Source organism: Coralloluteibacterium thermophilum (assembly GCF_042654365.1).
GTDB classification, from domain to species: domain Bacteria; phylum Pseudomonadota; class Gammaproteobacteria; order Xanthomonadales; family Xanthomonadaceae; genus Coralloluteibacterium; species Coralloluteibacterium thermophilum.
On sequence record NZ_JBHSGG010000003.1, the window covers coordinates 95018 to 117176 of the forward strand.

The window sequence follows — 22159 nt, forward strand, 5'->3', positions numbered from 1 at the left end:
GCCGATCCGATGACCACTACCCCCGTCATGCCCACCGTCGCCGACCTGGTCCCGGTCGTGCCCGAGCTGTTCCTGGTCACCGCGACCTTCGCGCTGCTGGTGGCGGACCTGTTCGTGCCGCAGCACCGTCGCGCGCTGACGCACTACCTCGCCATCGCGATCCTGGCCGTGACCGGCTGGCTGGCGGTCGGGGTCGGCGCCGAGCCCGGCATCGCCTTCGGCGGCATGGTGGTGCGCGACCTCGCCGGCGACGTCATGAAGGCGGTGATCTGCGGCGTGGGCATCCTGTCCTTCCTCTACGCCAAGCCGTATCTGGTCGACCGCAAGCTGTTCAAGGGCGAGTTCCATCTCCTGGTGCTGCTGTCCATCCTGGGCATGCTCCTGCTGGTGTCGTCCGGCAACCTGGTGATGGTCTACCTGGGCCTCGAGCTGATGGCGCTGTCGACCTACGCCCTGGTGGCCATGGACCGCGACTCCGCGCGCGCCTCCGAGGCGGCGATGAAGTACTTCGTCCTCGGCGCGCTCGCCTCGGGCATGCTGCTCTACGGCATGTCCATGATCTACGGCGCCACCGGGAGCCTCGACCTGGCGCAGATCTACTCGGTGGCCGCCGCGGGCGGCGACCAGCGCCTGCTGCTGTTCGGCGTGGTGTTCGTGCTGACCGGCGTCGCCTTCAAGTTCGGCGCGGCGCCGTTCCACATGTGGATCCCGGACGTCTACCACGGCGCGCCGACGGCCATCACCGTGTTCATCGGCTCGGCACCCAAGCTCGCCGCCTTCGGCATGGCCTACCGCCTGCTGGAGAGCGGGGCGGGCCCGGTCGCCGTCTACTGGCAGGACGCGGTCGCCTGGCTCGCGGTGCTGTCGCTGGTGATCGGCAACCTGCTGGCGCTGGCGCAGGCCAACCTGAAGCGCATGCTGGCCTATTCGACGGTCTCGCACGTCGGCTTCCTGTTCCTCGGCCTGGCCGCCGCGACCCCGGAGGGCTACGCCTCCGCGATGTTCTACGCGATCAGCTACGCGGTCATGGCGACCGCCTCGTTCGGCGCCATCGTGCTGCTGTCGCGGCAGGGCTTCGAGGCCGAGCGCATCGACGACTTCAAGGGCCTGAACCAGCGCAGCAGCTGGCACGCCTGGATGGTGATGCTGGTGATGGCCTCGCTCGCGGGCGTGCCGCCGCTGCTGGGCTTCTGGGCGAAGCTCGCCGTGCTGCGCGCGGCGGTCGGCGCCGACATGCTGTGGCTGGCGATCGTCGGCATCGTGTTCGCGGTGGTGGGCGCGTACTACTACCTGCGCGTCATCAAGGTCATGTTCTTCGACGCGCCGGTGCACGGCCTGGACGTGCTGCCGCATCCGGACCGTCCGCTGCGCGCGGTGTTCACCGTCAACGCGTTCGGCCTGCTGGTGCTGGGCATCTTCTGGAGCCCGCTGATGGCGTGGTGCCAGCGCGCGTTCGCCGGTTCATGATCGCGCCGGTTTTTCGTCGCGAAAGGCTTGCGCCGCAGGACGAAGAACCGTTACAATTTCGCTCCTGATGCGGGGTGGAGCAGTCTGGCAGCTCGTCGGGCTCATAACCCGAAGGTCGCAGGTTCAAATCCTGCCCCCGCTACCAAACTTATCTGCGCCTGCTCCAGCGTAGATTCCGAAGCGGCGATCTCGGCAACGAGGTCGCCGTTTTCGTTTCTGACGGTCGCAGTTCCGATCAACTGCGCGATGGCCTGGCGCGCAGCCGGACGACGCTTTCCAGCCTCAGCCAGGTCCGCCACCATCCGCTCCCAGCGCTCGCGCAACCTGGGCACGAGCGTCGCAGGGCGGAAGTTGCGCACCGCCTCGATCTCTGCCGTTGCCGCGCGCACGTCGTCCTCGGCGCGCTCCAGCTCCGCCTTCGTGCTCGGTGTGATGATGCCGGCCCGGATCGCCGCCATGATGTTTTCGCGGACCCGCTCCGCCTCGGCGAGGCGACGCCGCGCAGCGGATTCATCGGGTGCGGCTTTCCGCAGCCGAGCAGTTACCTCTCGCTGCAGCTCAGCGAATCGGCGCTCGGTCAGGAGATCAGTCCGGATGGACGCGAGCAGCGAGTCTTCCGCGTCCCGGATGCGGACTCGCATCGGATCAGGGCATACCCCGCCGCGTGCCTTCGCGGTGGCGCACCCGTAGTTGTAGCGGTCGATGATCGACATCGGCCCGCCGCATCCACCGCAGCGGAGAATGCCGGACAGTAGGTGCCGAGGAGGACGCCCGGCCGTGCCGGTTGCTTTGCTCCGGCCGCGCTGGCGCGCCTGCGCGGCATCCCACGTCGCGCGGTCGATGATGGCTAGCTCGGGCTTCTCCCTGACGATCCACTCGTGCTCCGGCCGCTCCTGGCGCACCCTGCGCCCGGTGTCGGGGTGCTTGACCCAGTGGCTCCGATTCCAGATCTGGCGGCCCACGTAGATGGGGTTCGCGAGGATGCCGATCCCGCGCTTCACGTCACCACGTACCGCGTTGATCGACCACGTGCTGCCACGCGGCGACGGCACACGATCTCGGTTCAGCCCGGAGACGATTGCGCGCGGCGAGGCACCATCGATGTATTCGGCGTAGATCCGACGGACGACGGTGGCCTGCTCGGCATCGATGGCTCGCCGTCCGACCTCCGTCACGCGATAGCCGTAGGGCAGGCCACCGGCGCTGGCTCCGTCGAGCGCGCGGCCGGTCAGGCCGCGGTGGGTCTTGTCGGCGAGGTCATCGAGAAAGTGCTCGGACATGAGCGCGCGGAAACCGACGTCGAGCTTGTGCCCCTTCCTGCCGGTGTCGGTGCCGTCGCTGACGCCGATCAGGCGCACGCCGGAGAACGTCAGGCGCTTGATCGTCTTCCCGAGCTCGTCCTTGTCGCGGCCGAACCTCGTCAGGTCATCGACGAGGAGCACGTCGTATTGCGGCGCGTCGGCCAGCAAGCGCAGGAAGTTGTTGCGGTCGTTGCGCGCGCCGGAGACCGCGGCGTCGGTGTAGACCCGAGGCTCCGGCCAACCCTGGCGTGCGGCGTAGGCGCGGCAGTTCCGGAGCTGGTCCTCGAGCGAGGCTTCCCGCTGGGAGTCGGAGCTGTAGCGGGCGTAGGCGGCGATTCTCATTCGGCGAATGCTATGCGGCGTTGGGTAGGTTCGGACACGCGGGATTTTCCTGCCCGTCGTTCGACGCGTTGGTGCCGCTGGCGATCTCTCGCAGATAATCCTCAACGAGCACATCTGCGAGCGCGGCGACGAGCTGATTCATCGGGTCGTTCATCGTGGCGGCTCCAGCATCGGCAGTAGTTCGGGCATGGCGTTCGTACGCCGCGCCTCCTCCAGCCGCGGCAGCATGGCCTGGCCAACGGTCTGCCCGGTCGGCAGAACCAGGTGCGCCATGAACTCGCTGTCGAAGTCGGTGATGCCCGACTCGATCGCCTCGAGCTTCGCCTTGATCACCAGGGCGAGCGCGCGCCAGCGCTGTCGGCATGCCTGCTCCCACGCCGCGTGCGCCTGCGTGTCGCTGCGCTTCTGACCTCGGCCCTCCGTGTGGGTGAAGGCCCGGTCCTGCCGGTCAGGCATCGGCAGCTCGAACCGGACCTGCCGACCCTCGACCTGGAAGCCGACCACGGCGCGCGTGCGCGTGGTGCCATACATGAAGCTCTCGGCGCCGTAGCGCTGTAGCGTGCGCTCGATCTCGTTGCGGCTGCGGTCGCTGCTGACGTCGGTTCCGCTGGCGTATCGGGTCATGTCCATTCCTCGAGGCGCGTCTCGCGCGCCAGGTACAGGGGGTGACGGGGCTGCCGGTGCGTGGCGGTCAGCCCGAGGTGGTGGAGCCGGTGCCCGGCGCCGGCGAGCAGCTGGCGGACCGCCTCGCCGCGGCCGCGGTGCCTGCCGTGCTCGCCCCAGGCGCAGACGATCAGGTCCGCCTCTCGCGCGGCGCGCAGGATCCAGGCGTCGGCGGCGGGCCCTACCGGGTCGATGGCGGCGAGCATGTCCCTGGGCAGAGTCGCCCGCCACGCGAACAGGTTGACCACCAGCAGCCGACCGAAGCCCCAGTGCTGGGTGAAGCCGAGGCACTGGCGGATGGTCTGGTCGTCGACGGTGTGATCTGCGACAGACGGGTTCAGCATGACGAAGCAGCACGTCCCGCTGCCGGCGAACAGGCCGGGCAGGGTGCGCGTCAGCGTGTAGCGGTAGCGGCCGCAGGGCGACAGCTCGGCCGAGCGGGAGATCACGTCAGCCACGGCGCTGCTCCGGTGCGTGGCGCCACACGTAGTCGCCACGGTCTTCGACGATGGCGGTCTCCTCGGCCTTGCAGCCGCATTCCATGCCGACGAAGCGGTCCGCCACGGGGCGCCAGAAGTTGCGCACGATGGCGTTCGCGACGTGGTTGTCCTCCTCGGCCTCGTCCAAGTCGAAGTCGCGCAGCACCTGGCGCGCGTCGGCAGAGCTGCAGCGCCGCCCTGGCTCGCGGCTGACGCTCAGGTGGTACTCCGGTCCCCGGTCGACGCCGTCGGCGTCCTTGGCCACCTCCACGGCGGAGATGACGAGCAGACCGCGCTGGGCGTGCCGGAAGGCACGGGCCGTGTAGCCGAGCGTGGCGAAAGAGGGCGGTCGCGGCAGCTCCGACCATCCACGGCCGGTAGCCGGCGCGCGCGGGGCGATGATCGTAGTGGCGCCAGTCATTGCCCACTGCCCTCCGCGAACATGTCCGCCGTCTGCTCGCACCGCTCCTTCGGCGGGTCGTCGAGCGCCAGCCATGCCGAGCAGCGCGGCTGGCCGTCGCCACCGATCTGCCACTCCGGCGGGTAGGCCTCGTCGGTGACCTCGTGCGCGAAGGTCGCTGAGAGGATGGAGCAGCCGCCCGTAGCGTCCCGGCTGCACTCGGCACACCAGGAACCAATGAACAGTTCGCCCTCGGTGCCATTGCTGGGCCGCCACTTCTGCCCGGCGCATGCAAGCATCGATGCGGCGTGGTCGGCAACGTAGATCCCGTGCGGCATCACCTTTTCTCCTTCGTCTTCGGCTCAGCCAGAACTACAGAGCCGCCATCGCCGAGTTCCCACTCGCGCTCAGCCATGGCCGGTGGCCTCCTCGTCGTCCTCCTGCATCTCGGCCGCGACCGCTGCAACCTCGGCGCGATGCGCTTCCAGCTCCGCGCGCGCCGCGGTGTAGTCGCCGGCCACCGCCGGCGTGAGGAAGCGCCCGATGGGCCATCCGTCAGCGTCTTGCCAGTCGGACCCGTCGTCGCCGACGGCCTCGCGCAGGCACTCGCGCATGGTCTCGATGTCCGCCTGCAGCCGCTCGATCTCCCGCTCAGCATCCGCGCGCAGAACCAGAGCCTCAGCGCCGGGCTGGATGTCGTCGTGGAGCGTGTAGCCCGTGTGGGCGTGCCCGGTGCGCCAGGCGACGGTGGTGAGGGTCATGCTGCGTCTCCGAAAGGGAAGCCTGTTGATGTGCCGGCGAGGCGCTCGCGCGCGATCTCCGCGTAATGGGGGTTGAGCTCGCAGCCGATCCACCTCCGGGCGAGCCGCTGAGCGACGACAGCGGTCGTTCCGGCGCCGAGGAACGGATCAAGCACCAGGTCGCCGGGGCGGCTGCCGCCGAGCACGCACGGCTCGATCAGCTTCTCGGGGAACGTGGCGAAGTGCGCCTCCTTGAACGGCACCGTCGGCACCGACCACACGCTGCGCTTGTTGCGGGTCTCGCTGCCGCCGACCGCCTTCATGTTCCCGTTGGTCTTGCCGGGGACGCGCGAGCTACCTGCCTGCTGCGCCAGGGTCGGCTGCGCCAGACGGGACACGCTGGACTCGGCTACGGGCTCGGCAATTGCGTCGGCCTCGAAGTAATACCGCGGCGACTTCGACAGCAGGAACAGGTACTCGTGGGCCTTCGTGCAGCGGTCGCGCACGCTCTCTGGCATGGGGTTCGGCTTGTGCCAGATGATGTCCTGGCGGAGGTACCAGCCATCCTCTTGCAGAGCGAACGCGACGCGCCAAGGAATACCGATGAGGTCCTTCTGCTTTAGCCCCGCCGGCGGTGGTACCCAGGCCCTGCCGATGGCGCCCGCCTGCCGCTGCGACTCGTGCAGGCCCGCCGGCAGGCGACTACCGCGCACCGCCGGGCAGTGCATGCGCTGAGCGCTGCTCACCTCGCGATCAGACCGCGGCGCCTGCGCCTGGCTGTCACGGCCACCCTGCAGCGTACTGGCGCCGCCGCCCGACATCCCACCCCTGCCGCTGCCGGCGTAGCTGTCGCCGAGGTTCAGCCACAGCGTGCCGTCGTCGCGCAGCACGCGGCGAACCTCGCGGAACACCGCGACCATCGCCGACACGAACTCCGCCGGCGTTGCCTCCAGCCCCAGCTGCCCGTCGACCCCGTAGTCGCGCAGCCCGAAGTACGGAGGCGAGGTGATGCAGGTCTGGACGGACTCCGCCTCCAGCGTGGGGAGGATGTCCAGGCAGTTGCCGACGTGGATCACGCTGCCTCCTGCGCGTAGAGCGCGGCCAGGTCGATCTCGTCGACGCGGTCGCGGAGCTGGTGGCGGGCGGCGCGCAGGGCTGCGGCGATCGCGGGGCGCGGCGTGCCGGCGGCGAACCCGAGCGTCTGCATGTGCACGCGGCGGGTGTGGTCGCGGCGGAAAAGGCGGTAGAGCACGGCGCCGTCGGCGGAGCTGCGGCCCCAGCTGGATACGCCGCCTCGGCTGGGCCTGCGGTCGAGGAGGTGGCGGGTCATACCTTCCAGCCCTCCTGCTTCGCCGCGAGCCGGTGGAGCTCCTGCTCATCCATGGACAGCGCCTTCGCGATCTGGGAGCACTGCCACGGCTGCAGGGCGCGCTTGCCACGGGATATGGACAGTCGGGCGCGCAGTGAATTCGGACGCATCCCCGCCACTCTCGCTAGCTCGCCGAGCGTGATGTCAGCAGCTTCGGCGCGCAGCTTGATCGCTCCTGCGAGCGTGTCCGGCGTCAGCTGCGCATGCTGAATCCGAGAGCGGGCCATCAGGCAGCCCTCGGCTGCGCGCGGCGTTGTGCCCGCCGCACGATCTGGCTCACGCGCTCGCCGCTGATCCCGAAGATGGCACCGACGTTCCGGTAGCTCTCGTGCTGTGCAAGCGCGACGATCCGCGCCTCTCGGGCCGGGTCAAATCCGCGCACGAGGCGCGGCCGATCCAGCAGCCTCGGGACGGCGATGAGGGGAGTGGCCACGGCGGGCGAGCTCCCGCCGATGGTCCAGGTCAGGCTGCGCATGGGTTCTCCTTCGCGCGCTGCTGGGCGTGCCAGCCGCGGCGGCTCTGTGCGTTGAAGGAGAGCCCGAGCAGGCGGCAGCGGCGAATGATCGTGCCGTGCGCCATGCCCAGCTCTCGGGCAATGGCGCGCCGGGAGAGGCCTTGGGCGTGCAGGGAGAGGATGCGAGCGATGTGCTCGGCCGGTGGGTGCCGCGCGTCGCCCTGGCGCACCAGCGACTGCAGCGCCACGCGCTTCGCCCGACGGCGCCAGAGCGTCCGCACCGGGATGCCGAGCTTGGCCGCCAGCTCGTGGTCGGTCAGGCCGCAGGCGCGCACCGTGCGCCGCGAGTTGCCCTCGGTCCGGTGCCGGGTGACGTGGTAGCGGCGCAGCATCGCGCGCACCGACTCAGGGTGCAGGTGGTAGTCCGCAGCGAGCTGGGCCGGGGTCAGCTCCAGCTCGTAGTAGTCGCGGATCATGCGCATGTTGCGGGCGTGCACCCGGCGCTCATGCGGACCGCGGAAGACGGGGCGGCGCTTCATGCAGCCTCCTGCGCGATGCGCTCGGGGAGGTGCACGCGCGCGAAGGCGTAGAACGCCTCCACCAGCGCCTGGCAGTCCGCCTGCATCTCGGGGTAGCGGTACTGCTCCAGGCGGTGGCAACTGCGCACCACGTAGACGGGGCCGTCCGGCACCACCTCGCCGCGCTTGCGCATCTCCTCGATGCGTCGCTCCGACGCCGGCGCGAGCTCGAACACGTTCCAGCGGAAGGTCGTCGCGTCGTGGATGTCGAGGTAGAACCGCCACTGGTAGCCGGTGAAGAACCGCTCGGCGTCCATCTGGCCGGTCGTCTTGTGGTCCTCGACGCGCTTGCCCTGCAGGGCGTCGACCTGGCCCGAGACCGTCACCACGTAGCCGTCCGGCATCACGTAGTCCTTGCCGGCGCGCAGCTCGCGGATCTCCGAGATAGCCAGATCGGCGTCAGCGTCGATCAGGAACGTGTAGCCCTGCGCCTCCAGGCGATCCACTTCACCGGGCTGGACCGTCTCCAGCGCGGCGTGGAAGGCGGTGCCGGCCAGCATCGCCTCGGATGCCGGCGTCTCGCGCCGGAGGTTCGCCAGCAGGTCGCCCAGCTCGCTCTCCGGGTCCTCCCGCCAGCGGCGGAAGGCGTCGATGTCGGACACGCGCACCAGCATGATCAGGCCGCCTCCGCGGCGCGCACGTACTCGCCGGCCTTCGCGTCGAAGCTCAGGCCCAGCTTCGTCGCGCGCTCGTGGAGCAGCGCCTTGTGGGCCTTCGGCGCGTCCTTCGCGTCCGACAGGATGGCGTTGATCCCGTCGAGGTCCTCGACGTCGTTCAGCGCTGCACGCCACTTCTCCAGGCGCTCCTGCGCCTCGCGCTGTTCTTCGGTCAGCGCGTTGAGTCGATCCTTGATCTGCTGGATGACGCCAGCCAGGAAGTGCGGGTCGCGGCTCGGGTGAGGGACGTCGAGCACGTCGAGCTGCCCGGGGTTCTTGCCGAAGCTCCCGTCGCGCGGGCTGAAGTCGAGCTGCCGCTGGCCGCCCTTCACGAACAGCCGGCCCATGGCGTCCGCGGCCTTGTAGATCTCGCCCTTGCTGCCGCCCTGGACGTCGAGCCTCTCGATGATGTCGTCGCCGTTTCGCTGCTCGTCCATGTGGGCGATCAGCACCACGTCCTTGCCGAAGCCGTTCAGGAGCTTCAGGAACGCGACGAACCGCGCCTTGAGCTCGCCGTAGCCCTGCAGGGTCAGGGCACCGCCGCGGCCGTGCTTCGGGTTGCCGCGGATGATGTCGGCGCTGAGCACGTCGAGCGCGCGGCCGGCCGTGTCGACGATGACCGTCTTGTAGTCGGCCAGGTCCGCCTCGGTGATGCCGGCGACGTCGTTCCAGCTGGTGACGCGCACGGTGTCCTTGCGGTTCGCGGCGCGGTGCGCGCCCTGGTCGAAGTCCAGGAGCAGCGGAGCCTCGGCCGTGAACGCCATGGTGGTCTTGCCCAGGCCAGGCGGTGCGTAGATGCAGAGGTTCAGGCGTTCGACCGTGATCGGGTCAGAAGAGCGGGTGATCCGGAGGGGCATTAGGTGATCTCCTTTAGGGCTTTCTCGATGGGCCAGCGGTACACATAGATCCGCTGCGCGAGGGTGCTTCGCTTGATGCCGGCCTTCTCCGCCCACTCCCGAAGCGTCATGGACTTGCCGCGAAACGAGATCGGACGGACGCAAGAACGGTTCTGGCTTTGTTGGCGCGGAGTCGACCAGCGGCAGTTGCCAGGCTCATAGCCCCGGGAGTTGTCGATCCTGTCGAGGGTGGTTCCCTCCGGTCGCTCCCCCATGTCCGCCAAGAAGTTGGCGAAGACCTGCCATCGGTCACACACGCGAACCCCTGCACCCCCGTACCACTGATAGGAAGGGCAGCTAGGGCGTTGGCAGCGCGCCAGCATCGCGTTCCATGAGGTATAGGTCGGCGTCTGCTTCCGGCGTCTCTTGTGGCCGTGAATCACGCTTTGGCCGGTGCAAGCCATGGGCTGTGTCCTCGTAGGTCGGGAGATCGGGTTCCCGGTCGTCGGTCACGTCCGGGAAGCCATCGCAGTCGGTGATGTCGTCCGCCTGCATGTGGTCCTCTGCCGGGTACCGCCCGGCGCGGTGTTGGAAGAAGGAGGCCCTGCCCACAGCGGTGGGGATCCGTCGCGCCGTGGGGAGCGGCGCGCGGGCAGGGCCGTGGAAGTTGGCAGCGGCGCGACGCCGCCCGGGATGTGCGCCGCTGCCGAAAGAGGTGCCGGGATGACGCTCGCGCCCGGCGCGCGGAGGGAGGCAGCGCGGGATCAGGCGACCCGGCGCTGGAACTCGCCGAGGCCGAGCTGCTTCGCGTCCTTGCCGACCGTGAAGTGCACGGTGTAGCCACGGCCGTTCTTCTGCAGCTGCGTGACCTTCGCGCTCTCGCTCTTGCCCGACTTGGTACGCAGGTTGCCCGTGCGGAGCTGGTAGGTCTTGCCGACTTCGATGCTCATGTGTTGCCTTCCTCTGATGCCGGTATCCGGCCGGCGCGGTTCGTTGAAGAGGTGCCCCTGCCGCGACGCCTGGGGCTGGCGATTCCGTGAGGCGCGTCGCTACCGCCGAGTCGCGACGCGCACCTGCGCGGCTCAGGCCCGTGCTATGCGGCCAGGTCCTGCTGCGTGCCGGCCTCCGCGCCGGTCGGCGGCGCGAGGGTGATCTCGTTCGACTCCTGCAGCAGCGCGCCGAGGTTCCCCATCTCGATGCGCGTGGGGTGCACCAGCGCGCTGAACGTGATCTCGCAACTGCCGCCCTCGATGGCGGCGACCGCGAAGCGCCTCAGCGTCACGTCGCGGAACACCAGCTCGCTGCTCAGGCCGAGGCCGGTGTGCAGGGTCAGCGTGTAGCCCGGGAACTCGTCGTCGAACTTCAGCTGCTTAAGCCGCGGATCGCGCAGCGCGACCAGATCCTCGACGCCCTGGTACAGGTCGATCTGCTCACCGGGTGCGGCCGGGCGGTAGAGGAACTGGCGCAGGCCGGGCTTGATCGCATCCAGCAGCGTGTTGGGGCCGCGCAGCCGCAAGCGCAGGCTGGTCGCCTTGACGTTCTCCTCGCCGTGCTTCTCGTTGACCAGGGTCACGGCCGCGAAGAAGGCGTCGTGCTTTTCGAGTTGGAGCATGTTGGGTTCCTTCAGTGGGCGGCGCGCGGCCGCGGGTGGTGGCGCCGCCGGGCGCGGGAGAGGGTGTAGAGCGCGCTGACCAGCTCGACGGACGCGGACAGGGCGCCCAGGAAGGCCAGCAGCGCGAACCACGGCCGGCCGTCGATGCCGGCCACGAGCACGATCAGCAGGCAGACCGCGATCAGCGCGCCACGGACTCCGATGCGGGCCTCGAGGCGCGTCACGCCGCACCGTCCGGCGACGGCGCGTCGCAGATGTAGCCGCGCAGCGCGGCGCGCGCCTCGGCCACGGTCTTCCCGGCCCGCACGAGGTTCCTCATGCGGGTTTCGATGCTGCGCGCCGTGCTCTCCGGGAGGCCTCGCTTCAGCGCGCGATCGCGCTCCGCAATTGCCGCGTGGTGGGCGCGCTCGATGGGGTGGTTGCGGAGGGTGATGACATGCGCCATGGCTCAGTCTCCGGTCTGTGTGCAGGGCGCCACCGGCATCGGCGGCGGGGGTTGAGGGTTGTGCTTGCGGACCAGCTCAACGAACTCGTCGTCGTCCATGTCCGTGCAGTCGATGTCGCTCTCGCGCAGCTCGGCGGGGCTGACCCACTCGACCTGGCCGGCGCGCATCACGAAGCGGAAGTTCTCGGCGCGGAGGTTCATGCGGCGGCGTCCAGCTGCGCGGTCTCCGGGGCCTGACGCTCGCGGCGCTTCGCAAGCCACGCTCGGACGTGCGCCGCCTCGGCTTCCACCGCCGCCGCATCGAACGGGATGCCGTCCTCGGGGGTCACTGCTCGCGGGTAGAGGTTCATGCAGACACCTCGACCTCGTAGTGCGCCGCAGCCAACGCGTAGGCATCCCGCTCCGAGCTGTCCGGCCAGCGCGCCGCGATCACGCGATCGACGCACTGGTCGTCGGTCAGCTGGTCGCCGTAGACCGAGCGCGCTTCCGCCTGGATGGATTCGTTGGCGGCGAGCACGCTGCGGATCATCGCCGCGTGGTCCAGCTCGCCTCTCATCGACTCGGGGTAGTGGTTCATCGCTGTCTCCGGCGGTCTGGAGTGACCGTGCCGACAGTCTAGAGAACTGAACTCCAAGCAGTCAAGAGGTCTGAACTAAAAAGTTGCGACGATTCGCTGAAGAGGATCAACGGGGCAGCAAGATGAAGGCGTGGGCAGCTTTGGGGGCGACGGTCGCGCTGGTGGCGCCGGCGTACGCGCAGGCACCTGACAGCGGCGCGAGCCGCTTGGGGCGTGCTCTCGCTGGCGGTGACCGGATCGCGGAGGAGGCAGCACAGCGGCGCATGTACGACCGCGCACAGCTCGAAGCGGCGATGCAGGAAATCCGGGCGTCGCGACTGCGCCAGGAGCAGACGCAGACGGAGCAGTACTGGCAGAGCGCGTTGTTGGCGACCTATGTCGAGCAGGGTTTGCCGGAAGCGGAGGCGCGTGCGATCTCCGCGACCTACCGCATCTCGCCAGAGGGCGCCGCCATGCTCCACACGGTTCGGAGGATCGGGGTCGAGCAGGCCGCACGGGACGCCCGAGCTGCGTTAGATCGGCACGATCACCGCGTGGCCAACGACCTGATCGTTGCTGCAATCATCGTGATGCAGGAGCTTGGCGCGGAGTAGTAACTTCGTGCTGGCGGCTTAGGCGCTACCCGTGGCCTTGGCTTTGAGGCGCTCTTCTTCCTGGCGCCGCGCCTCATCATTCGCTTGACAGTCCGAATGGCGAAACCACTGCGCCGTCCTCGCCTGCCACGTGGTGAGTTTGTTGCGCACCGGCAAGTTCATCGCGAGATGGAGTTCGTTCTCGCAGAGCAAGGCCAAGGCAGCGTAGAAGGGCGGCTCGTCGCTTTCGATGCCAATCTTCGCAGCCTCCCATTCCCGCAGGTCGGCGTCCGAGGGTTCAGGGCTTCGAACGATTGCCTGTTCAAGCTCGTAGCATCGTCGACGAAGTGCGGCGTGCCGATGGGCAAGCACTCCCGTGCCGACCACCAAGTCGATCGTCGAAGCAAGGACGACCGCGACCGCGCCGGTGGTTGAGAGCCACATCGGGAAGTCGTCGGCTACTGCCGCAAAAGCAGCGGAGCCGCCGAGGATGCCAATCATCGCCGTGGCTTTGCGCCATCGCTCGAAGAACGCTTCACGCCTCCCGTGGTAACGCTGAGAGAGGCGGGCGTACCAGATCAAGTCCCAGATGTCCTTCCGCATGACTACGGGCCGAGGCTGGCTTGGAGTTCCCGAAGCCGCATCAGTCCTTCCGTGGTGGAGGTGGCGGTGGCGGGCGGGTTACCGGAACCTCGCCCTTCCTGGAAGGTTCGCGGTAGGTCGGCCGCGAGGGTGGCGGTGGAGGCGGCGGCGCTCGGTTGGGCATCGGGCTGATCCTCTGGCTATTCTTCCCAGCTTCCAATCCAGCGGACACGGCCGATGATCTCGATCGGGTCCTTGGGGTTGTTCATCCACTTCGGCTTGCCCCAGGCGTGGTCGCCGGCGGGATTGTCCGAGCGGAACATCACGCCAGCATCAGTTAGCTCCGCCCGCTTGGCGTAGATCTCGCCGCGCCACTTAACGATGTAAACCGCGCCGTCGACCGGCCGAGTGTCGGACGTGTCGAAGAGTAGGGCGTCGCCCTTCTTGATGCGTGGCTCCATCGAGTCGCCGTCGCCGTAGAACACGTGCAGGTTCCGCGGGTTCAGGCCTTTCCTGCTCAGGCTGCGTTGCCGGAACTTCAGGCTGTGGGTCTCGGCGTATTCTTGAGCCTCAGTGCCGAGACCAAGGCCGACCGCCTGGCTGTAACCGGTGACGTCGGCCCAGTCCTCATCGACCGGGGATGCAACCGAGGCCTCCATCGGTCCTCGGCCAGAGGTCAGCCACGCCGCGCTCACTCCCAGGAAGCCGCAGATCGTGCGCACCGTAGATTCGCGCACCTTCTCGGGCTTCGTGGTGTCGTTGAGGATGTTGTAGATCGTCCCCTTCGACAGCCCGCTCGCGGCGATCAGGTCCGGCGGCTGCCATCCCTTCGCATCGAGAGCCTGCGCGAGGCGTTCACCCATAGTCGTCATGTTCAGAACACTAGACCGAATACGGTTTAGTGTGATTGACTGTGCGTAGTTCATAGCTCTAGACTGCGCGTCATGAACATGACCAAGCGCGCTGTACGGGAGGCTCTCGGTTTCACGATGGACCGAGAGCTGGCGGCCTTCTTCAACGTCAGCAAGGGCGCGATCAGCGCCTGGTCCGACGACGAGCCGATTCCCGAAGGGCGGCAGTGGGAGCTGCGTGCGCGCCGCCCCGACCTCTTTGACGCGCCCCCGTCTAGCGGCCAGCAGGCCGCCTGACGTGTCCCCAATCCCTTCCATCTGAACTCCTCTGGCGCCGGGCACTCCGCCGGCGCCCTTTTTTTCGCCCGCCGGCAACCGTCAACACCACGCATGAACACGCAACGTGAGTTTCCTCTGATTGCTGGAACCCGCGCTCCAGAGCGCCTTCCGGCCCATCTCGTCGGCCTGTGCCGCAGCAGCGCCGAGGCGCTCCGGCTGGCCATCCAGTACGGGAAGAAGACCCAGGCCTTCGTCGCCGACGCCCTCGGCATGGAGCGCGCGCAGCTGTCGCGGATCCTCTCCGGCATCGCGCACTTCCCGGCCGACAAGGCCTTGGAGTTCGCCTACCTGGTCGGGAACTGGGGCTGGCATCAGTGGGTCGCGCACAGCTGCGGCATGGACCTGGTCCCCAGGGTCGAGACGGTCGAGGAGCGGATTCTGCGGCTCGAGGCGGAGAACGCACGGCTGAGGGCTGCGTGACTACGTGGGCCTGCCGCATGGTCGCAACCCCCGTGGAATCGGCCTCGGTTGCGCGCCGAATCCCGGCCAGAGGCCGGGGAGGATCGTCGGCATGACCAGACGCCGCCCCTCCGCTGTCGAAGTAGCCCGCCAGCTCGCCCACATGCGTGCGGCCATCGCCGAGTGCGGGCGCCACCACGACGAACGCGAGATCCGGGAGGCAGCGCGGCATCTGGGCCGCGAGGGCTGCCTGCCGGACCGGCAACTCCAGCTCGCGCCTCAGCGGCGCGAGGAGGCGAAGTGAGACCTGATCGAGATCTAGGCCTGCAGAGGAGGGAGAGGCACGCCCTCGCCGTCGTCCTCTTCGGGGTAGCCGAGCGAATACCAGATCGACGGGTGCCCCTCGTCATCCTGGCCTGCAGCTACCGCGAGCAACACCCACCCCTCGCGCAACCTCTGGTTGACGGTGGCGACGTCACTCGTGCCGTCGCACTCGACGATGTTCCGCAGGTCCATGGCATCCGCTCGTTGGGTGTGGGCCCGGACTATAGCCGGGCAGGGGGCACCGATGGCCGGTGACTGGATCAAGTTCGACGTCACGACGCCGGATAAGCCCGAGGTAGTGGCGATCGCTGCGGACCTAGGGATCGATCAGGACGCGGTGGTCGGAAAGCTGCTCCGTATCTGGATCTGGGCGGACCAGAACAGCGTCGCCGGTAACGGTCTGAGCGTTACATCTGCGTTTCTTGATCGTCTCGCGTTCTGCCCAGGCTTCGCCGGTGCGATGCGGAAGATCGGCTGGCTCGCGGGCGACGACGGCGCGCTGTCATTTCCCAACTTCGAACGGCACAACGGAAAAACCGCGAAGAATCGGGCAGTTAGCAACCGCAGGGTCGCTGAGCACCGCAGTGCGCGTAACGGTGATGTAACGCCGGATGTAACGCCGGGAGCGTTACAAAAATCGTTACCAGAGAAGAGAAGAGAAGAGAAAGAAGAAAAGCCCCCCATACCCCCCGCAAGCGGGGGGGAGGCCGATGGCGTGAAGCCCTCTCGCGCCAAGGGGCGATCCGAGGCGATGACCTACGGGCAGTTCGTAGACGCGTGCAAGGCCGACGGCGAGAAGCTGATCCCGAGCGATCACGCGGTGTTCGGCTTCGCTGCGACAGCTGGCATCCCGGTGGAGTACCTCGAACTCGCCTGGCGCGAGTTCGCCCGCCAGTACCGGGGGTCGAAGAAGACCCAAGCCGGGAAGCGTGGGTGGCGCCAGAAGTTCGAGAACTGCGTGCGTCGGAACTGGTACCGGCTGTGGTGGTTCCCGGCGGAGGGTAGCTGCGACCTGACGACCGCGGGCGTCGCCCTGAAACGCGAGAAGGAGGCGCACGCCGCATGAGCCAAGCAGAAACCTTCGGGCAACAGCTGCCGTGCTCCATCGAGGCGGAGCAGGCAGTCTTGGGCGGCCTGATGCACGAGGACGGCGCCTACTGGCGCGTGGCGGGGCAGATTGATGCCGGGGACTTCTTCCGGCGCGATCATTCGGCCCTCTTCGAGCTGATCGTGAGTGAGGTCAAGGCGCAGCGGCCGGTGGACCAGGTCACGATCATGGAACGGATCACCGCCCTCGGCTTGGAGGAGGTCATCCGGCCCGACTACGTGTTCGAGCTGATCGGCGCGACGTTCTCTGCCGCCAGGATCACCGCCCACGCCGAGATCGTCCGAGAGAAGTCGGTCCTGAGGAAGCTGATCCTCGCCGGCTCGAACATCGTGAGCGAGGGCTTCAACCCCGACGGGCGCTCCTCGCTCGAGGTGCTCGCGGCCGCGCAGCGTCAGGTCGAGGCCATCACCAACCAGCAGCCCACCCGCGTCCAAAAGCTGTCCAGGATGGCCGACCGCGCGTGGCAGGCGCTTGTCGAGGCGAGCGAGCGGGGCGAGCAGGAAGCACAGGGGCTGCAGACCGGGTTCACAGACCTGGACGAGGCGACCGGCGGCTTCATGCCGGAGGACTTCATCATCGTGGCTGCCCGCCCAGGCATGGGGAAGACGGTGCTGGCGATGAACATTGCCGAGCACGTCGCGATCCGCCGCGGCAAGCGCGCTGCGGTCTGGTCTCTGGAGATGTCGGCCGCGCAGCTGGTTCGCCGGCTGCAGTCGAGTGTCAGCCGTGTGCCCCACGACAGCCTCAAGCGGCCGTGGCGGATGACCGACGAGGACTGGGAGAAAGTCCACAAGGCGACGCAGGCCTTCAAGACCAGCGGCCTCGAGATCCTGGACGCAGCGGATCTGAGCATCGAGCAGCTCGAGGGGCAGGCGCACCAGTTGCACGCGCAGGAGCCGCTGGACCTGATGGTCGTGGACTACCTCGGCCTGATGAATCCGCCCAAGGCGGAGCGCCACGAGCTCGCCATGGGCGAGATCAGCCGCCGCTGCAAGAAACTGGCGAAGAGGCTCGGCGTGCCGCTGATCGGCGTGCACCAGCTCAACCGTGGAGTCGAGACCCGGCAGTCGCGCGAGCCGACGATGGCTGATCTCCGCGACACCGGGCGCTTCGAGCAAGACGCAGACGCGATCCTGCTGCTTCACCGCGAGCAGTACTACGACGAGTCGGCGCCCAACGACTGCCAGGTCCACATCGCCAAGAACCGCGCTGGTCCGACGAAGCGCATCGGCTTCCGGGCTCGCCTCGACGTTTGCCGGTTCGAGGACTTCACGGGCTCGTGGGTGCCCTACAGCGAGCGCAAGCGCGCGCCCGCCGCAGCGGCGGCGAATGAGGGCTTCGATGACGGGTTCCCACCCCCGCCACGGCAGTCCGGTCGCGACCGAGCAGCTGGAGGTGGTCGATGAAGCGCCCCTTCGTCCTGGACCCCGGCAGCCCGCAGTTCGAGCTCGCGCGCGCGTCGTTGCTGCGACACCTCGGCGACCGGCTGCGCGCCGGGCAGGTGACGTCTGTCGTGGTGGGCGACCCGGCGAGGTCACTGGCGCAGAACGCGCGCATGTGGGCGGTCCTTCACGACATCGCGCGTCAGGTCGGCTACCGGAAGCCGCGGTGGCGCGGCGACCGACTGGTGGAGGAGGGCGGCTACGTCGCCTTCGAGATCGAGCCGCGCGCGATCGCGCTCACGCCGGAGGAATGGAAGGACGTGCTCTCGGCGGCGCTGTGGCGCCCGCGCCGGCTGCCCGGTCTCGAGGGCGGAGTGGTCGCGGTCGGGCTGCGCACGTCGAGCCTGACGAAGCGCCAGATGAGCGACCTGATCGAACTCGCGCACGCGTTCGGCGCCGAGCACGGCGTGCGGTGGAGCGAGCCGCCGGCGGTGGAGGAGGCGGCCTGATGTTCCCCCTCGCCACCTTCGACTCCGTCGACCTCCAGACCGCCAACGCGCTGCTCGTTCGCTGGGGTCACCGCATGGGGCCGCTCGAGCGCGGCAACAGCCAGGCGCAGCACTGCCACGTGTTGCGGGCGCACGGGGAGCCCGTGGCGGTGGTCTGCACGTCCTCCCTGATCCGTGAGCGGGTCGGCGGAGGACTCGGCCACCTGACGCGGGAGAACACGGTCGAGCTGTCGCGCCTGTGCGCTGGCGAGCCTTGGGCCTGTCGCGTCGCCCTTCGCCTCTGGCGCGAGCTCGTCTTCCCGGGAACCGGGGCGCGCTGGGCCGTCAGCTACCAGGACGCGGTCATGCACAGCGGCAACGTCTACCGCTTCGACGGCTGGCAGCGGGCCGGCTTCAGCTCGAGCGGAACGGACAGCCGGAGCGGCCGGAAGGGCCGTCGAAAGTGGATCTGGGTCTGGGAGCTTCCGGCAAGCCAGGCAGTGGAGGCCGCGGCATGAACGAGCGCGACTTTGCCATCTTCATCGCCCGCGTCCACCTGCGCGAGTGCGCGGCGCGCCGGCACCATCCCGCCAACCGGCAGTTCTACTGGAGCCTCTTCGCCTTCGCGCAGGCCAGCCGGCGACGCGCCGCCGCCGCGCGCGAGCCGGTGCAGGGAGGCCTCTTCGGATGAGGACGAAGAACGCCGCCCGCATCGACGCGCAGGAGCGCGCACACCTGGCCGCTGTGAAGAGCGTGCCCTGCGTGATCTGCGACGCGCCGGCGCCGAGCTCGGCGCACCACATCCGGCAGGGCGACCACTACACGACCGTCGCCCTCTGCGCGGACTGCCACCAGGGCAGCGTCAACGGCTGGCACGGCCAGAAGGTGATGTGGCGCCTCCGCAAGTTCGACGAAATCGACGCCCTGAACGAGACCCTGCGCCGCGTGCTGAACCTGCGCGCGAACGCCTATGCCGCCGCCCCGGCTGCCATGCCGTGGCTCACCACCTGCGAGGAGGAATCCCATGTCGACTGAGCCCGTGCGCGAGAGCGAGCACGACCCCGAGAACGTGAGCCCGGAGACTGCGGCGCTGATCCGGGAGCGGATGGGCGGGACGAGGGTCGCGCTCCCCGAACGAGTCCCGGTGCCGAACACCGAGCAGGGTCTGTACCGGAAGTACGACGTGCGCCGCACCGACGGCAGCGACGCGCCGGGCGGAAAGCACCATGGCTGCGAGTATTTCGTGCTCGACGTGGCGCACGATCCGCACGCCCGTCCGGCGCTGGCGGCCTACGTCGCTTCGGTCGAGGCGACGCATCCGCAGCTCGCGGCGGACCTGCGCGAGCGCTACGGGATCACGAAGCCCACGCAACAGGAGAGCGGCCGATGACCCTGCGGCTGACCCTCGGCGTCGACCCCGGCCTCAGCGGCGCGGTGGTGGCGCTGGCCGACGGCGAGCCCGCCGGCTTCATCGACATGCCCACGCGCCAGGCGGGGAAGTGGGCGGAGGTGGACGGCCGCGCCCTCATCGTCGGCATCCGCGAGCTGCGCGCAGCGCACCCCGGCGCGTACATCTCCGCCATGGTCGAGAAGGTCGGCGCGCGCCCCACCGACGGCGGCACCTCGGCCTTCCGCTTCGGCGAGAGCAGCGGCCGGGTGAAGTGCGCCTTCGAGGCGCTCGGCATCCCCTACGAGCTCGCGATCCCGGCGGTCTGGAAGCGGCACTTCGGCCTGCTCGGCCAGGACAAGGACGCCGCGCGCCAGCTCGCGCTGGTCCGGTTCCCGACCGCGGCGCACTGGCTCCAGCGGAAGAAGGACAACGGCCGCGCCGACGCGCTGCTTCTTGCCCTGTACGGCGACGCGATCGCCGGCACCGAGCGGGCCGCGGCATGACGAAGGGCATTGATTCGCCCCCCCGGAAGGCGACTCTGATCACCGCGGCGAAGCGGGTCCGAGACCACGGCCCGCGCCGGCAGATGAGGACCCCGCAGGTGTACCGGTCGCTCGATCAATCGTTGGACGAGCCGCTGGGGATGCGCCTGCTCGCCGGAGCACTGGTGAAGCGCATCCGCTGCGGCGGAGGGGTCAGCGCGGTGTTCATGGACGGCGAGGGCCGGTGCTGGTGCGTCCACGACAGCCAGAGCGGCTACCGGCAGTTCCTGGAAGATCGCCGCGACATCCTCGTCGGGGTCTACCGCTCAGTACGGCAGGACGATCTCGCCGCTGATCTCGCCGAGCACTGGAGCGACGTGAACAGGGCTCAGGCCCCGGGCCCGGGTGAGGACTGAGCATGGCGAAAGCTGCGAAGCCGAAGAGAAGGCCAGGCCGGCCGTCGAAGTACTCCAAGGCCGTCATCGATGCGATCTGTGAGCGCCTGTCCAAGGGCGAGCCTCTCGCGCAGATCTGCCGCTCGCCCGGCATGCCGGCATACCGGACCGTGAAGGACTGGGCGGACGAGAAGGACGCGGAGGGAATCGCCACTGCCCGGGGCGCGGAGGTTTCCGCAGCCATCGCGCGTGCGCGGGATGAGGGCTTCGACGCGATTGCGGCCGAGTGCCTGCGGATCGCGGACACGCCGCTGCAGGGCGTGGTGGAGAAGGTCGAGCCGGTGGTGGTGACGGACCCGGATGATCCGGAGGCGCCAGCGCGCACCGAGATGCGGGTGGTGGAGCGGCGGGTTGAGGACATGCTCGGCCACCGGAAGCTCCAGATCGAGACGCGGCTCAAGCTCCTGTCGAAGTGGGACCCGAAGCGCTACGGCGACCGGATCGTCCAGCAGCACAGCAACGACCCCGACAGCCCCATGCCGGCGCCGCAGTTCATCATCCAGCCGGTCGCGCCGCCGAGGGGCGAGTGAGCCTGGCTCCGCAGGTACCGATCCGCATCCCGGTCACGCTGCTGCCGATCCTGAGGCCACGGCGCTTCAAGATCCTGCACGGCGGCCGCGGCGGCGGGAAGTCGCACAGCGTGGCTCAGGTGCTTCTGGCCATGGCCTGCCAGCGGAAGCTGCGCATCCTGTGCGCCCGCGAGATCCAGAAGTCGATCGACAAGTCGTCGAAGCAGGTGCTCGAGGACTACATCGCCCGCCTGGGGCTGTCGCCGTACTTCGACATCCAGAAGACGGTCATCGTGTGCCGGCTCACCGGCAGCGAGTTCAGCTTCACCGGCCTGCGCGAGCACACCGCAGACAGCATCAAGTCGTACGAGGGCGTGGATATCGTGTGGGTCGAGGAGGCGGCGAGCGTGTCCGAGCGCTCCTGGGTCGCGCTGATCAACACGATCCGCAAGCCGGGCTCGGAGATCTGGGCGACCTTCAACCCCGACGACGAGCAGGACTACGTCTACGCGCGCTTCGTGAAGTCCACCGACCCCGACGCGCTGGTCATCCAGATCAACTGGCGGGACAACCCGTGGTTCCCGGCGGAGCTCGACACCGAGCGTCGGAAGCTCAAGGCGATCAACCTCGACCTCTACAACCACGTCTACGAGGGGCACTGCCGCAGCGTCGCCGGCCTGCTGTTCAAGCGGCACTGGTTCCAGTTCTACGACGTCCTGCCGGCGCGGCTGAACCCGTACATGGCGACCGACTGGGCGGGCGGACCCGACCCGGACGACCCGAACGCGGACCCCGACTTCACGGAGCACGGCGTGTGGGGCCTGTCGGAGACGGGCGACCTCTACGCAACCGACTGGTGGTCCGGCCAGGAGGACCCGGCGGAGTGGATCGACGCGTACATCGAGCTCGGCGCCAGGCACCGGCCGCTCGCTGCCTTCGAGGAGAAGGGCGTGATCCTCCGTTCGCTGAACTCCTCGATCAACAAGCGGATGCGGGAAACGAAGACCTACCTGCGGCGCGTGGCGCTGCCGTCCGCCGGCAGCAAGTACGAGCGGGCCCTGGGCTTCGCCGCGCGCGCGGCGGCGGGCACGGTCTGGTTGCCGTCGGGCAAGCCGTGGGCCCTGCGCCTGCTGAACCAGCTCTGCGCCTTCAACGGGCAGGACGGGCGCAAGGACGACGCGGTCGATGTCTGCTCCCTGATCGGTCGCGGGCTCGACGAAATGCGCAACGCCCCGCCGCCACCGGTTGATTCGCGGCGCCCACTGGTTGAAATCGGCACCGCCGAGTGGCTGGAGGCCGAAGCCCGCGCATCCCAACTCGCCACCGCCCGCAACCAGCGGCGCTATCTCTAAGGGCAGG

41 protein-coding genes and 1 tRNA gene are annotated in these 22159 nt (G+C 68.8%); 17 read left to right on the forward strand and 25 right to left on the reverse strand.

The genetic code is table 11. The annotated features are described in order from the left end of the window. Positions 1 to 9: 9 nt before the first annotated feature. A complete protein-coding gene (gene nuoN, locus ACFO3Q_RS02815; protein ID WP_377003101.1) occupies positions 10 to 1467 on the forward strand; it encodes an NADH-quinone oxidoreductase subunit NuoN in 1458 nt (485 codons plus the stop codon). 68 nt (positions 1468 to 1535) lie between these two features. Continuing rightward, a tRNA-Met gene (locus ACFO3Q_RS02820) sits at positions 1536 to 1612 on the forward strand. Here ACFO3Q_RS02820 and ACFO3Q_RS02825 read toward each other — a convergent pair. From ACFO3Q_RS02825 to ACFO3Q_RS02930, 22 genes are all read right to left on the reverse strand, one after another. After that, positions 1569 to 3110, reverse strand: coding sequence for a recombinase family protein (locus tag ACFO3Q_RS02825; protein ID WP_377003174.1), 1542 nt, complete (start codon positions 3108 to 3110; stop codon positions 1569 to 1571). The two genes, ACFO3Q_RS02820 and ACFO3Q_RS02825, sit on opposite strands and share 44 nt — an antisense overlap. Before the next feature lie 10 nt (positions 3111 to 3120). Beyond that, positions 3121 to 3264: a hypothetical protein gene (locus ACFO3Q_RS02830; RefSeq protein ID WP_377003102.1), complete on the reverse strand. Its 144-nt coding sequence runs from the start codon at positions 3262 to 3264 to the stop codon at positions 3121 to 3123. Continuing rightward, entirely contained in the window at positions 3261 to 3734 is a 474-nt protein-coding gene (locus ACFO3Q_RS02835; RefSeq protein ID WP_377003103.1) for a hypothetical protein, read from the reverse strand. The genes ACFO3Q_RS02830 and ACFO3Q_RS02835 overlap by 4 nt, the downstream gene beginning before the upstream one ends. Further along, positions 3731 to 4231 carry a DUF1643 domain-containing protein gene (locus ACFO3Q_RS02840; protein WP_377003104.1) on the reverse strand — a complete coding sequence of 167 codons (501 nt, stop codon included), beginning with the start codon at positions 4229 to 4231 and terminating at the stop codon, positions 3731 to 3733. The genes ACFO3Q_RS02835 and ACFO3Q_RS02840 overlap by 4 nt, the downstream gene beginning before the upstream one ends. Beyond that, positions 4224 to 4673 (reverse strand): hypothetical protein, encoded by a 450-nt coding sequence (locus ACFO3Q_RS02845; protein WP_377003105.1) that lies wholly within the window; start codon positions 4671 to 4673, stop codon positions 4224 to 4226. Before ACFO3Q_RS02845 ends, ACFO3Q_RS02840 begins: the two co-directional genes overlap by 8 nt. Then, on the reverse strand, positions 4670 to 4990 hold the full coding sequence (locus ACFO3Q_RS02850) for a hypothetical protein (protein ID WP_377003106.1): 321 nt from the start codon (positions 4988 to 4990) through the stop codon (positions 4670 to 4672). Before ACFO3Q_RS02850 ends, ACFO3Q_RS02845 begins: the two co-directional genes overlap by 4 nt. Positions 4991 to 5059: 69 nt before the next feature. Continuing rightward, the gene (locus ACFO3Q_RS02855; RefSeq protein WP_377003107.1) at positions 5060 to 5413 is read right to left on the reverse strand and encodes a hypothetical protein; all 354 of its coding nucleotides are present in this window, start codon (positions 5411 to 5413) and stop codon (positions 5060 to 5062) included. After that, on the reverse strand, positions 5410 to 6468 hold the full coding sequence (locus ACFO3Q_RS02860) for a DNA-methyltransferase (RefSeq protein WP_377003108.1): 1059 nt from the start codon (positions 6466 to 6468) through the stop codon (positions 5410 to 5412). Before ACFO3Q_RS02860 ends, ACFO3Q_RS02855 begins: the two co-directional genes overlap by 4 nt. Further along, positions 6465 to 6722 carry a hypothetical protein gene (locus tag ACFO3Q_RS02865; RefSeq protein WP_377003110.1) on the reverse strand — a complete coding sequence of 86 codons (258 nt, stop codon included), beginning with the start codon at positions 6720 to 6722 and terminating at the stop codon, positions 6465 to 6467. Before ACFO3Q_RS02865 ends, ACFO3Q_RS02860 begins: the two co-directional genes overlap by 4 nt. After that, the gene (locus tag ACFO3Q_RS02870) at positions 6719 to 6988 is read right to left on the reverse strand and encodes a hypothetical protein (RefSeq protein WP_377003111.1); all 270 of its coding nucleotides are present in this window, start codon (positions 6986 to 6988) and stop codon (positions 6719 to 6721) included. The genes ACFO3Q_RS02865 and ACFO3Q_RS02870 overlap by 4 nt, the downstream gene beginning before the upstream one ends. After that, positions 6988 to 7236 (reverse strand): sigma factor-like helix-turn-helix DNA-binding protein, encoded by a 249-nt coding sequence (locus ACFO3Q_RS02875; RefSeq protein WP_377003112.1) that lies wholly within the window; start codon positions 7234 to 7236, stop codon positions 6988 to 6990. The genes ACFO3Q_RS02870 and ACFO3Q_RS02875 overlap by 1 nt, the downstream gene beginning before the upstream one ends. Next, the gene (locus tag ACFO3Q_RS02880; protein ID WP_377003113.1) at positions 7224 to 7754 is read right to left on the reverse strand and encodes a hypothetical protein; all 531 of its coding nucleotides are present in this window, start codon (positions 7752 to 7754) and stop codon (positions 7224 to 7226) included. The genes ACFO3Q_RS02875 and ACFO3Q_RS02880 overlap by 13 nt, the downstream gene beginning before the upstream one ends. Next, entirely contained in the window at positions 7751 to 8407 is a 657-nt protein-coding gene (locus ACFO3Q_RS02885) for a hypothetical protein (RefSeq protein ID WP_377003114.1), read from the reverse strand. Before ACFO3Q_RS02885 ends, ACFO3Q_RS02880 begins: the two co-directional genes overlap by 4 nt. 2 nt (positions 8408 to 8409) lie before the next feature. Continuing rightward, positions 8410 to 9306, reverse strand: coding sequence for an ATP-binding protein (locus tag ACFO3Q_RS02890; RefSeq protein ID WP_377003115.1), 897 nt, complete (start codon positions 9304 to 9306; stop codon positions 8410 to 8412). Then, the gene (locus ACFO3Q_RS02895; protein ID WP_377003116.1) at positions 9306 to 9749 is read right to left on the reverse strand and encodes a hypothetical protein; all 444 of its coding nucleotides are present in this window, start codon (positions 9747 to 9749) and stop codon (positions 9306 to 9308) included. Before ACFO3Q_RS02895 ends, ACFO3Q_RS02890 begins: the two co-directional genes overlap by 1 nt. A 300-nt stretch (positions 9750 to 10049) precedes the next feature. Further along, positions 10050 to 10235: a hypothetical protein gene (locus ACFO3Q_RS02900; protein ID WP_377003118.1), complete on the reverse strand. Its 186-nt coding sequence runs from the start codon at positions 10233 to 10235 to the stop codon at positions 10050 to 10052. Between the two features lie 143 nt (positions 10236 to 10378). Beyond that, positions 10379 to 10897 (reverse strand): hypothetical protein, encoded by a 519-nt coding sequence (locus tag ACFO3Q_RS02905; protein ID WP_377003119.1) that lies wholly within the window; start codon positions 10895 to 10897, stop codon positions 10379 to 10381. Between the two features lie 11 nt (positions 10898 to 10908). Continuing rightward, complete coding sequence (locus tag ACFO3Q_RS02910; protein ID WP_377003120.1) at positions 10909 to 11121, reverse strand: hypothetical protein; 213 nt, start codon at positions 11119 to 11121, stop codon at positions 10909 to 10911. After that, positions 11118 to 11342, reverse strand: a complete 225-nt coding sequence (locus ACFO3Q_RS02915) for a hypothetical protein (protein WP_377003121.1) — start codon at positions 11340 to 11342, stop codon at positions 11118 to 11120. The genes ACFO3Q_RS02910 and ACFO3Q_RS02915 overlap by 4 nt, the downstream gene beginning before the upstream one ends. Positions 11343 to 11345: 3 nt before the next feature. Then, positions 11346 to 11543, reverse strand: coding sequence for a hypothetical protein (locus tag ACFO3Q_RS02920; protein WP_377003122.1), 198 nt, complete (start codon positions 11541 to 11543; stop codon positions 11346 to 11348). Next, positions 11540 to 11692: a hypothetical protein gene (locus tag ACFO3Q_RS02925; RefSeq protein ID WP_377003123.1), complete on the reverse strand. Its 153-nt coding sequence runs from the start codon at positions 11690 to 11692 to the stop codon at positions 11540 to 11542. The genes ACFO3Q_RS02920 and ACFO3Q_RS02925 overlap by 4 nt, the downstream gene beginning before the upstream one ends. Beyond that, positions 11689 to 11919 carry a hypothetical protein gene (locus tag ACFO3Q_RS02930; RefSeq protein ID WP_377003124.1) on the reverse strand — a complete coding sequence of 77 codons (231 nt, stop codon included), beginning with the start codon at positions 11917 to 11919 and terminating at the stop codon, positions 11689 to 11691. Before ACFO3Q_RS02930 ends, ACFO3Q_RS02925 begins: the two co-directional genes overlap by 4 nt. Before the next feature lie 122 nt (positions 11920 to 12041). On the opposite strand from ACFO3Q_RS02930, the gene ACFO3Q_RS02935 reads away from it, so the two are divergent. Continuing rightward, entirely contained in the window at positions 12042 to 12512 is a 471-nt protein-coding gene (locus ACFO3Q_RS02935) for a hypothetical protein (protein ID WP_377003125.1), read from the forward strand. Between the two features lie 18 nt (positions 12513 to 12530). On the opposite strand, the gene ACFO3Q_RS02940 is transcribed toward ACFO3Q_RS02935, so the two are convergent. Then, positions 12531 to 13094: a hypothetical protein gene (locus ACFO3Q_RS02940; RefSeq protein WP_377003126.1), complete on the reverse strand. Its 564-nt coding sequence runs from the start codon at positions 13092 to 13094 to the stop codon at positions 12531 to 12533. A gap of 179 nt (positions 13095 to 13273) precedes the next feature. Then, positions 13274 to 13936 (reverse strand): S24 family peptidase, encoded by a 663-nt coding sequence (locus tag ACFO3Q_RS02945; RefSeq protein WP_377003127.1) that lies wholly within the window; start codon positions 13934 to 13936, stop codon positions 13274 to 13276. An 81-nt stretch (positions 13937 to 14017) separates the two neighbouring features. Between ACFO3Q_RS02945 and ACFO3Q_RS02950 the strand changes: the two genes are divergently transcribed. From ACFO3Q_RS02950 to ACFO3Q_RS02960, 3 genes are all read left to right on the forward strand, one after another. Then, positions 14018 to 14221 (forward strand): helix-turn-helix domain-containing protein, encoded by a 204-nt coding sequence (locus tag ACFO3Q_RS02950; RefSeq protein WP_377003128.1) that lies wholly within the window; start codon positions 14018 to 14020, stop codon positions 14219 to 14221. A gap of 93 nt (positions 14222 to 14314) precedes the next feature. Continuing rightward, on the forward strand, positions 14315 to 14683 hold the full coding sequence (locus ACFO3Q_RS02955; protein WP_377003130.1) for a helix-turn-helix domain-containing protein: 369 nt from the start codon (positions 14315 to 14317) through the stop codon (positions 14681 to 14683). A gap of 91 nt (positions 14684 to 14774) precedes the next feature. Continuing rightward, the gene (locus ACFO3Q_RS02960; RefSeq protein ID WP_377003131.1) at positions 14775 to 14966 is read left to right on the forward strand and encodes a hypothetical protein; all 192 of its coding nucleotides are present in this window, start codon (positions 14775 to 14777) and stop codon (positions 14964 to 14966) included. A 14-nt stretch (positions 14967 to 14980) separates the two neighbouring features. Here ACFO3Q_RS02960 and ACFO3Q_RS02965 read toward each other — a convergent pair whose 3' ends face one another. Then, entirely contained in the window at positions 14981 to 15178 is a 198-nt protein-coding gene (locus ACFO3Q_RS02965) for a hypothetical protein (protein ID WP_377003132.1), read from the reverse strand. A 52-nt stretch (positions 15179 to 15230) separates the two neighbouring features. On the opposite strand from ACFO3Q_RS02965, the gene ACFO3Q_RS02970 reads away from it, so the two are divergent. Genes ACFO3Q_RS02970 through ACFO3Q_RS03020 form a run of 11 tightly spaced genes read left to right on the forward strand, consistent with a single transcriptional unit; the run spans position 15231 to position 22152 of the window. Next, positions 15231 to 16052 (forward strand): hypothetical protein, encoded by an 822-nt coding sequence (locus tag ACFO3Q_RS02970; protein ID WP_377003133.1) that lies wholly within the window; start codon positions 15231 to 15233, stop codon positions 16050 to 16052. Then, positions 16049 to 17500, forward strand: coding sequence for a replicative DNA helicase (locus ACFO3Q_RS02975; RefSeq protein WP_377003134.1), 1452 nt, complete (start codon positions 16049 to 16051; stop codon positions 17498 to 17500). The genes ACFO3Q_RS02970 and ACFO3Q_RS02975 overlap by 4 nt, the downstream gene beginning before the upstream one ends. Further along, complete coding sequence (locus tag ACFO3Q_RS02980) at positions 17497 to 17985, forward strand: recombination protein NinB (RefSeq protein ID WP_377003135.1); 489 nt, start codon at positions 17497 to 17499, stop codon at positions 17983 to 17985. The genes ACFO3Q_RS02975 and ACFO3Q_RS02980 overlap by 4 nt, the downstream gene beginning before the upstream one ends. Continuing rightward, positions 17985 to 18482: a hypothetical protein gene (locus ACFO3Q_RS02985; protein ID WP_377003136.1), complete on the forward strand. Its 498-nt coding sequence runs from the start codon at positions 17985 to 17987 to the stop codon at positions 18480 to 18482. Before ACFO3Q_RS02980 ends, ACFO3Q_RS02985 begins: the two co-directional genes overlap by 1 nt. Next, on the forward strand, positions 18479 to 18655 hold the full coding sequence (locus ACFO3Q_RS02990; protein WP_377003137.1) for a hypothetical protein: 177 nt from the start codon (positions 18479 to 18481) through the stop codon (positions 18653 to 18655). Before ACFO3Q_RS02985 ends, ACFO3Q_RS02990 begins: the two co-directional genes overlap by 4 nt. Next, positions 18652 to 18999, forward strand: coding sequence for a hypothetical protein (locus ACFO3Q_RS02995; protein ID WP_377003138.1), 348 nt, complete (start codon positions 18652 to 18654; stop codon positions 18997 to 18999). Before ACFO3Q_RS02990 ends, ACFO3Q_RS02995 begins: the two co-directional genes overlap by 4 nt. Continuing rightward, a complete protein-coding gene (locus ACFO3Q_RS03000) occupies positions 18989 to 19354 on the forward strand; it encodes a hypothetical protein (protein WP_377003139.1) in 366 nt (121 codons plus the stop codon). Before ACFO3Q_RS02995 ends, ACFO3Q_RS03000 begins: the two co-directional genes overlap by 11 nt. Next, the gene (locus ACFO3Q_RS03005; RefSeq protein ID WP_377003140.1) at positions 19351 to 19857 is read left to right on the forward strand and encodes a RuvC family protein; all 507 of its coding nucleotides are present in this window, start codon (positions 19351 to 19353) and stop codon (positions 19855 to 19857) included. The genes ACFO3Q_RS03000 and ACFO3Q_RS03005 overlap by 4 nt, the downstream gene beginning before the upstream one ends. Then, positions 19854 to 20252 (forward strand): hypothetical protein, encoded by a 399-nt coding sequence (locus ACFO3Q_RS03010; protein WP_377003141.1) that lies wholly within the window; start codon positions 19854 to 19856, stop codon positions 20250 to 20252. Before ACFO3Q_RS03005 ends, ACFO3Q_RS03010 begins: the two co-directional genes overlap by 4 nt. Positions 20253 to 20254: 2 nt before the next feature. Then, positions 20255 to 20821, forward strand: coding sequence for a terminase small subunit-like protein (locus ACFO3Q_RS03015; RefSeq protein WP_377003143.1), 567 nt, complete (start codon positions 20255 to 20257; stop codon positions 20819 to 20821). Next, a complete protein-coding gene (locus tag ACFO3Q_RS03020; RefSeq protein WP_377003144.1) occupies positions 20818 to 22152 on the forward strand; it encodes a PBSX family phage terminase large subunit in 1335 nt (444 codons plus the stop codon). The genes ACFO3Q_RS03015 and ACFO3Q_RS03020 overlap by 4 nt, the downstream gene beginning before the upstream one ends. The last annotated feature ends 7 nt before the right edge of the window (positions 22153 to 22159 follow it).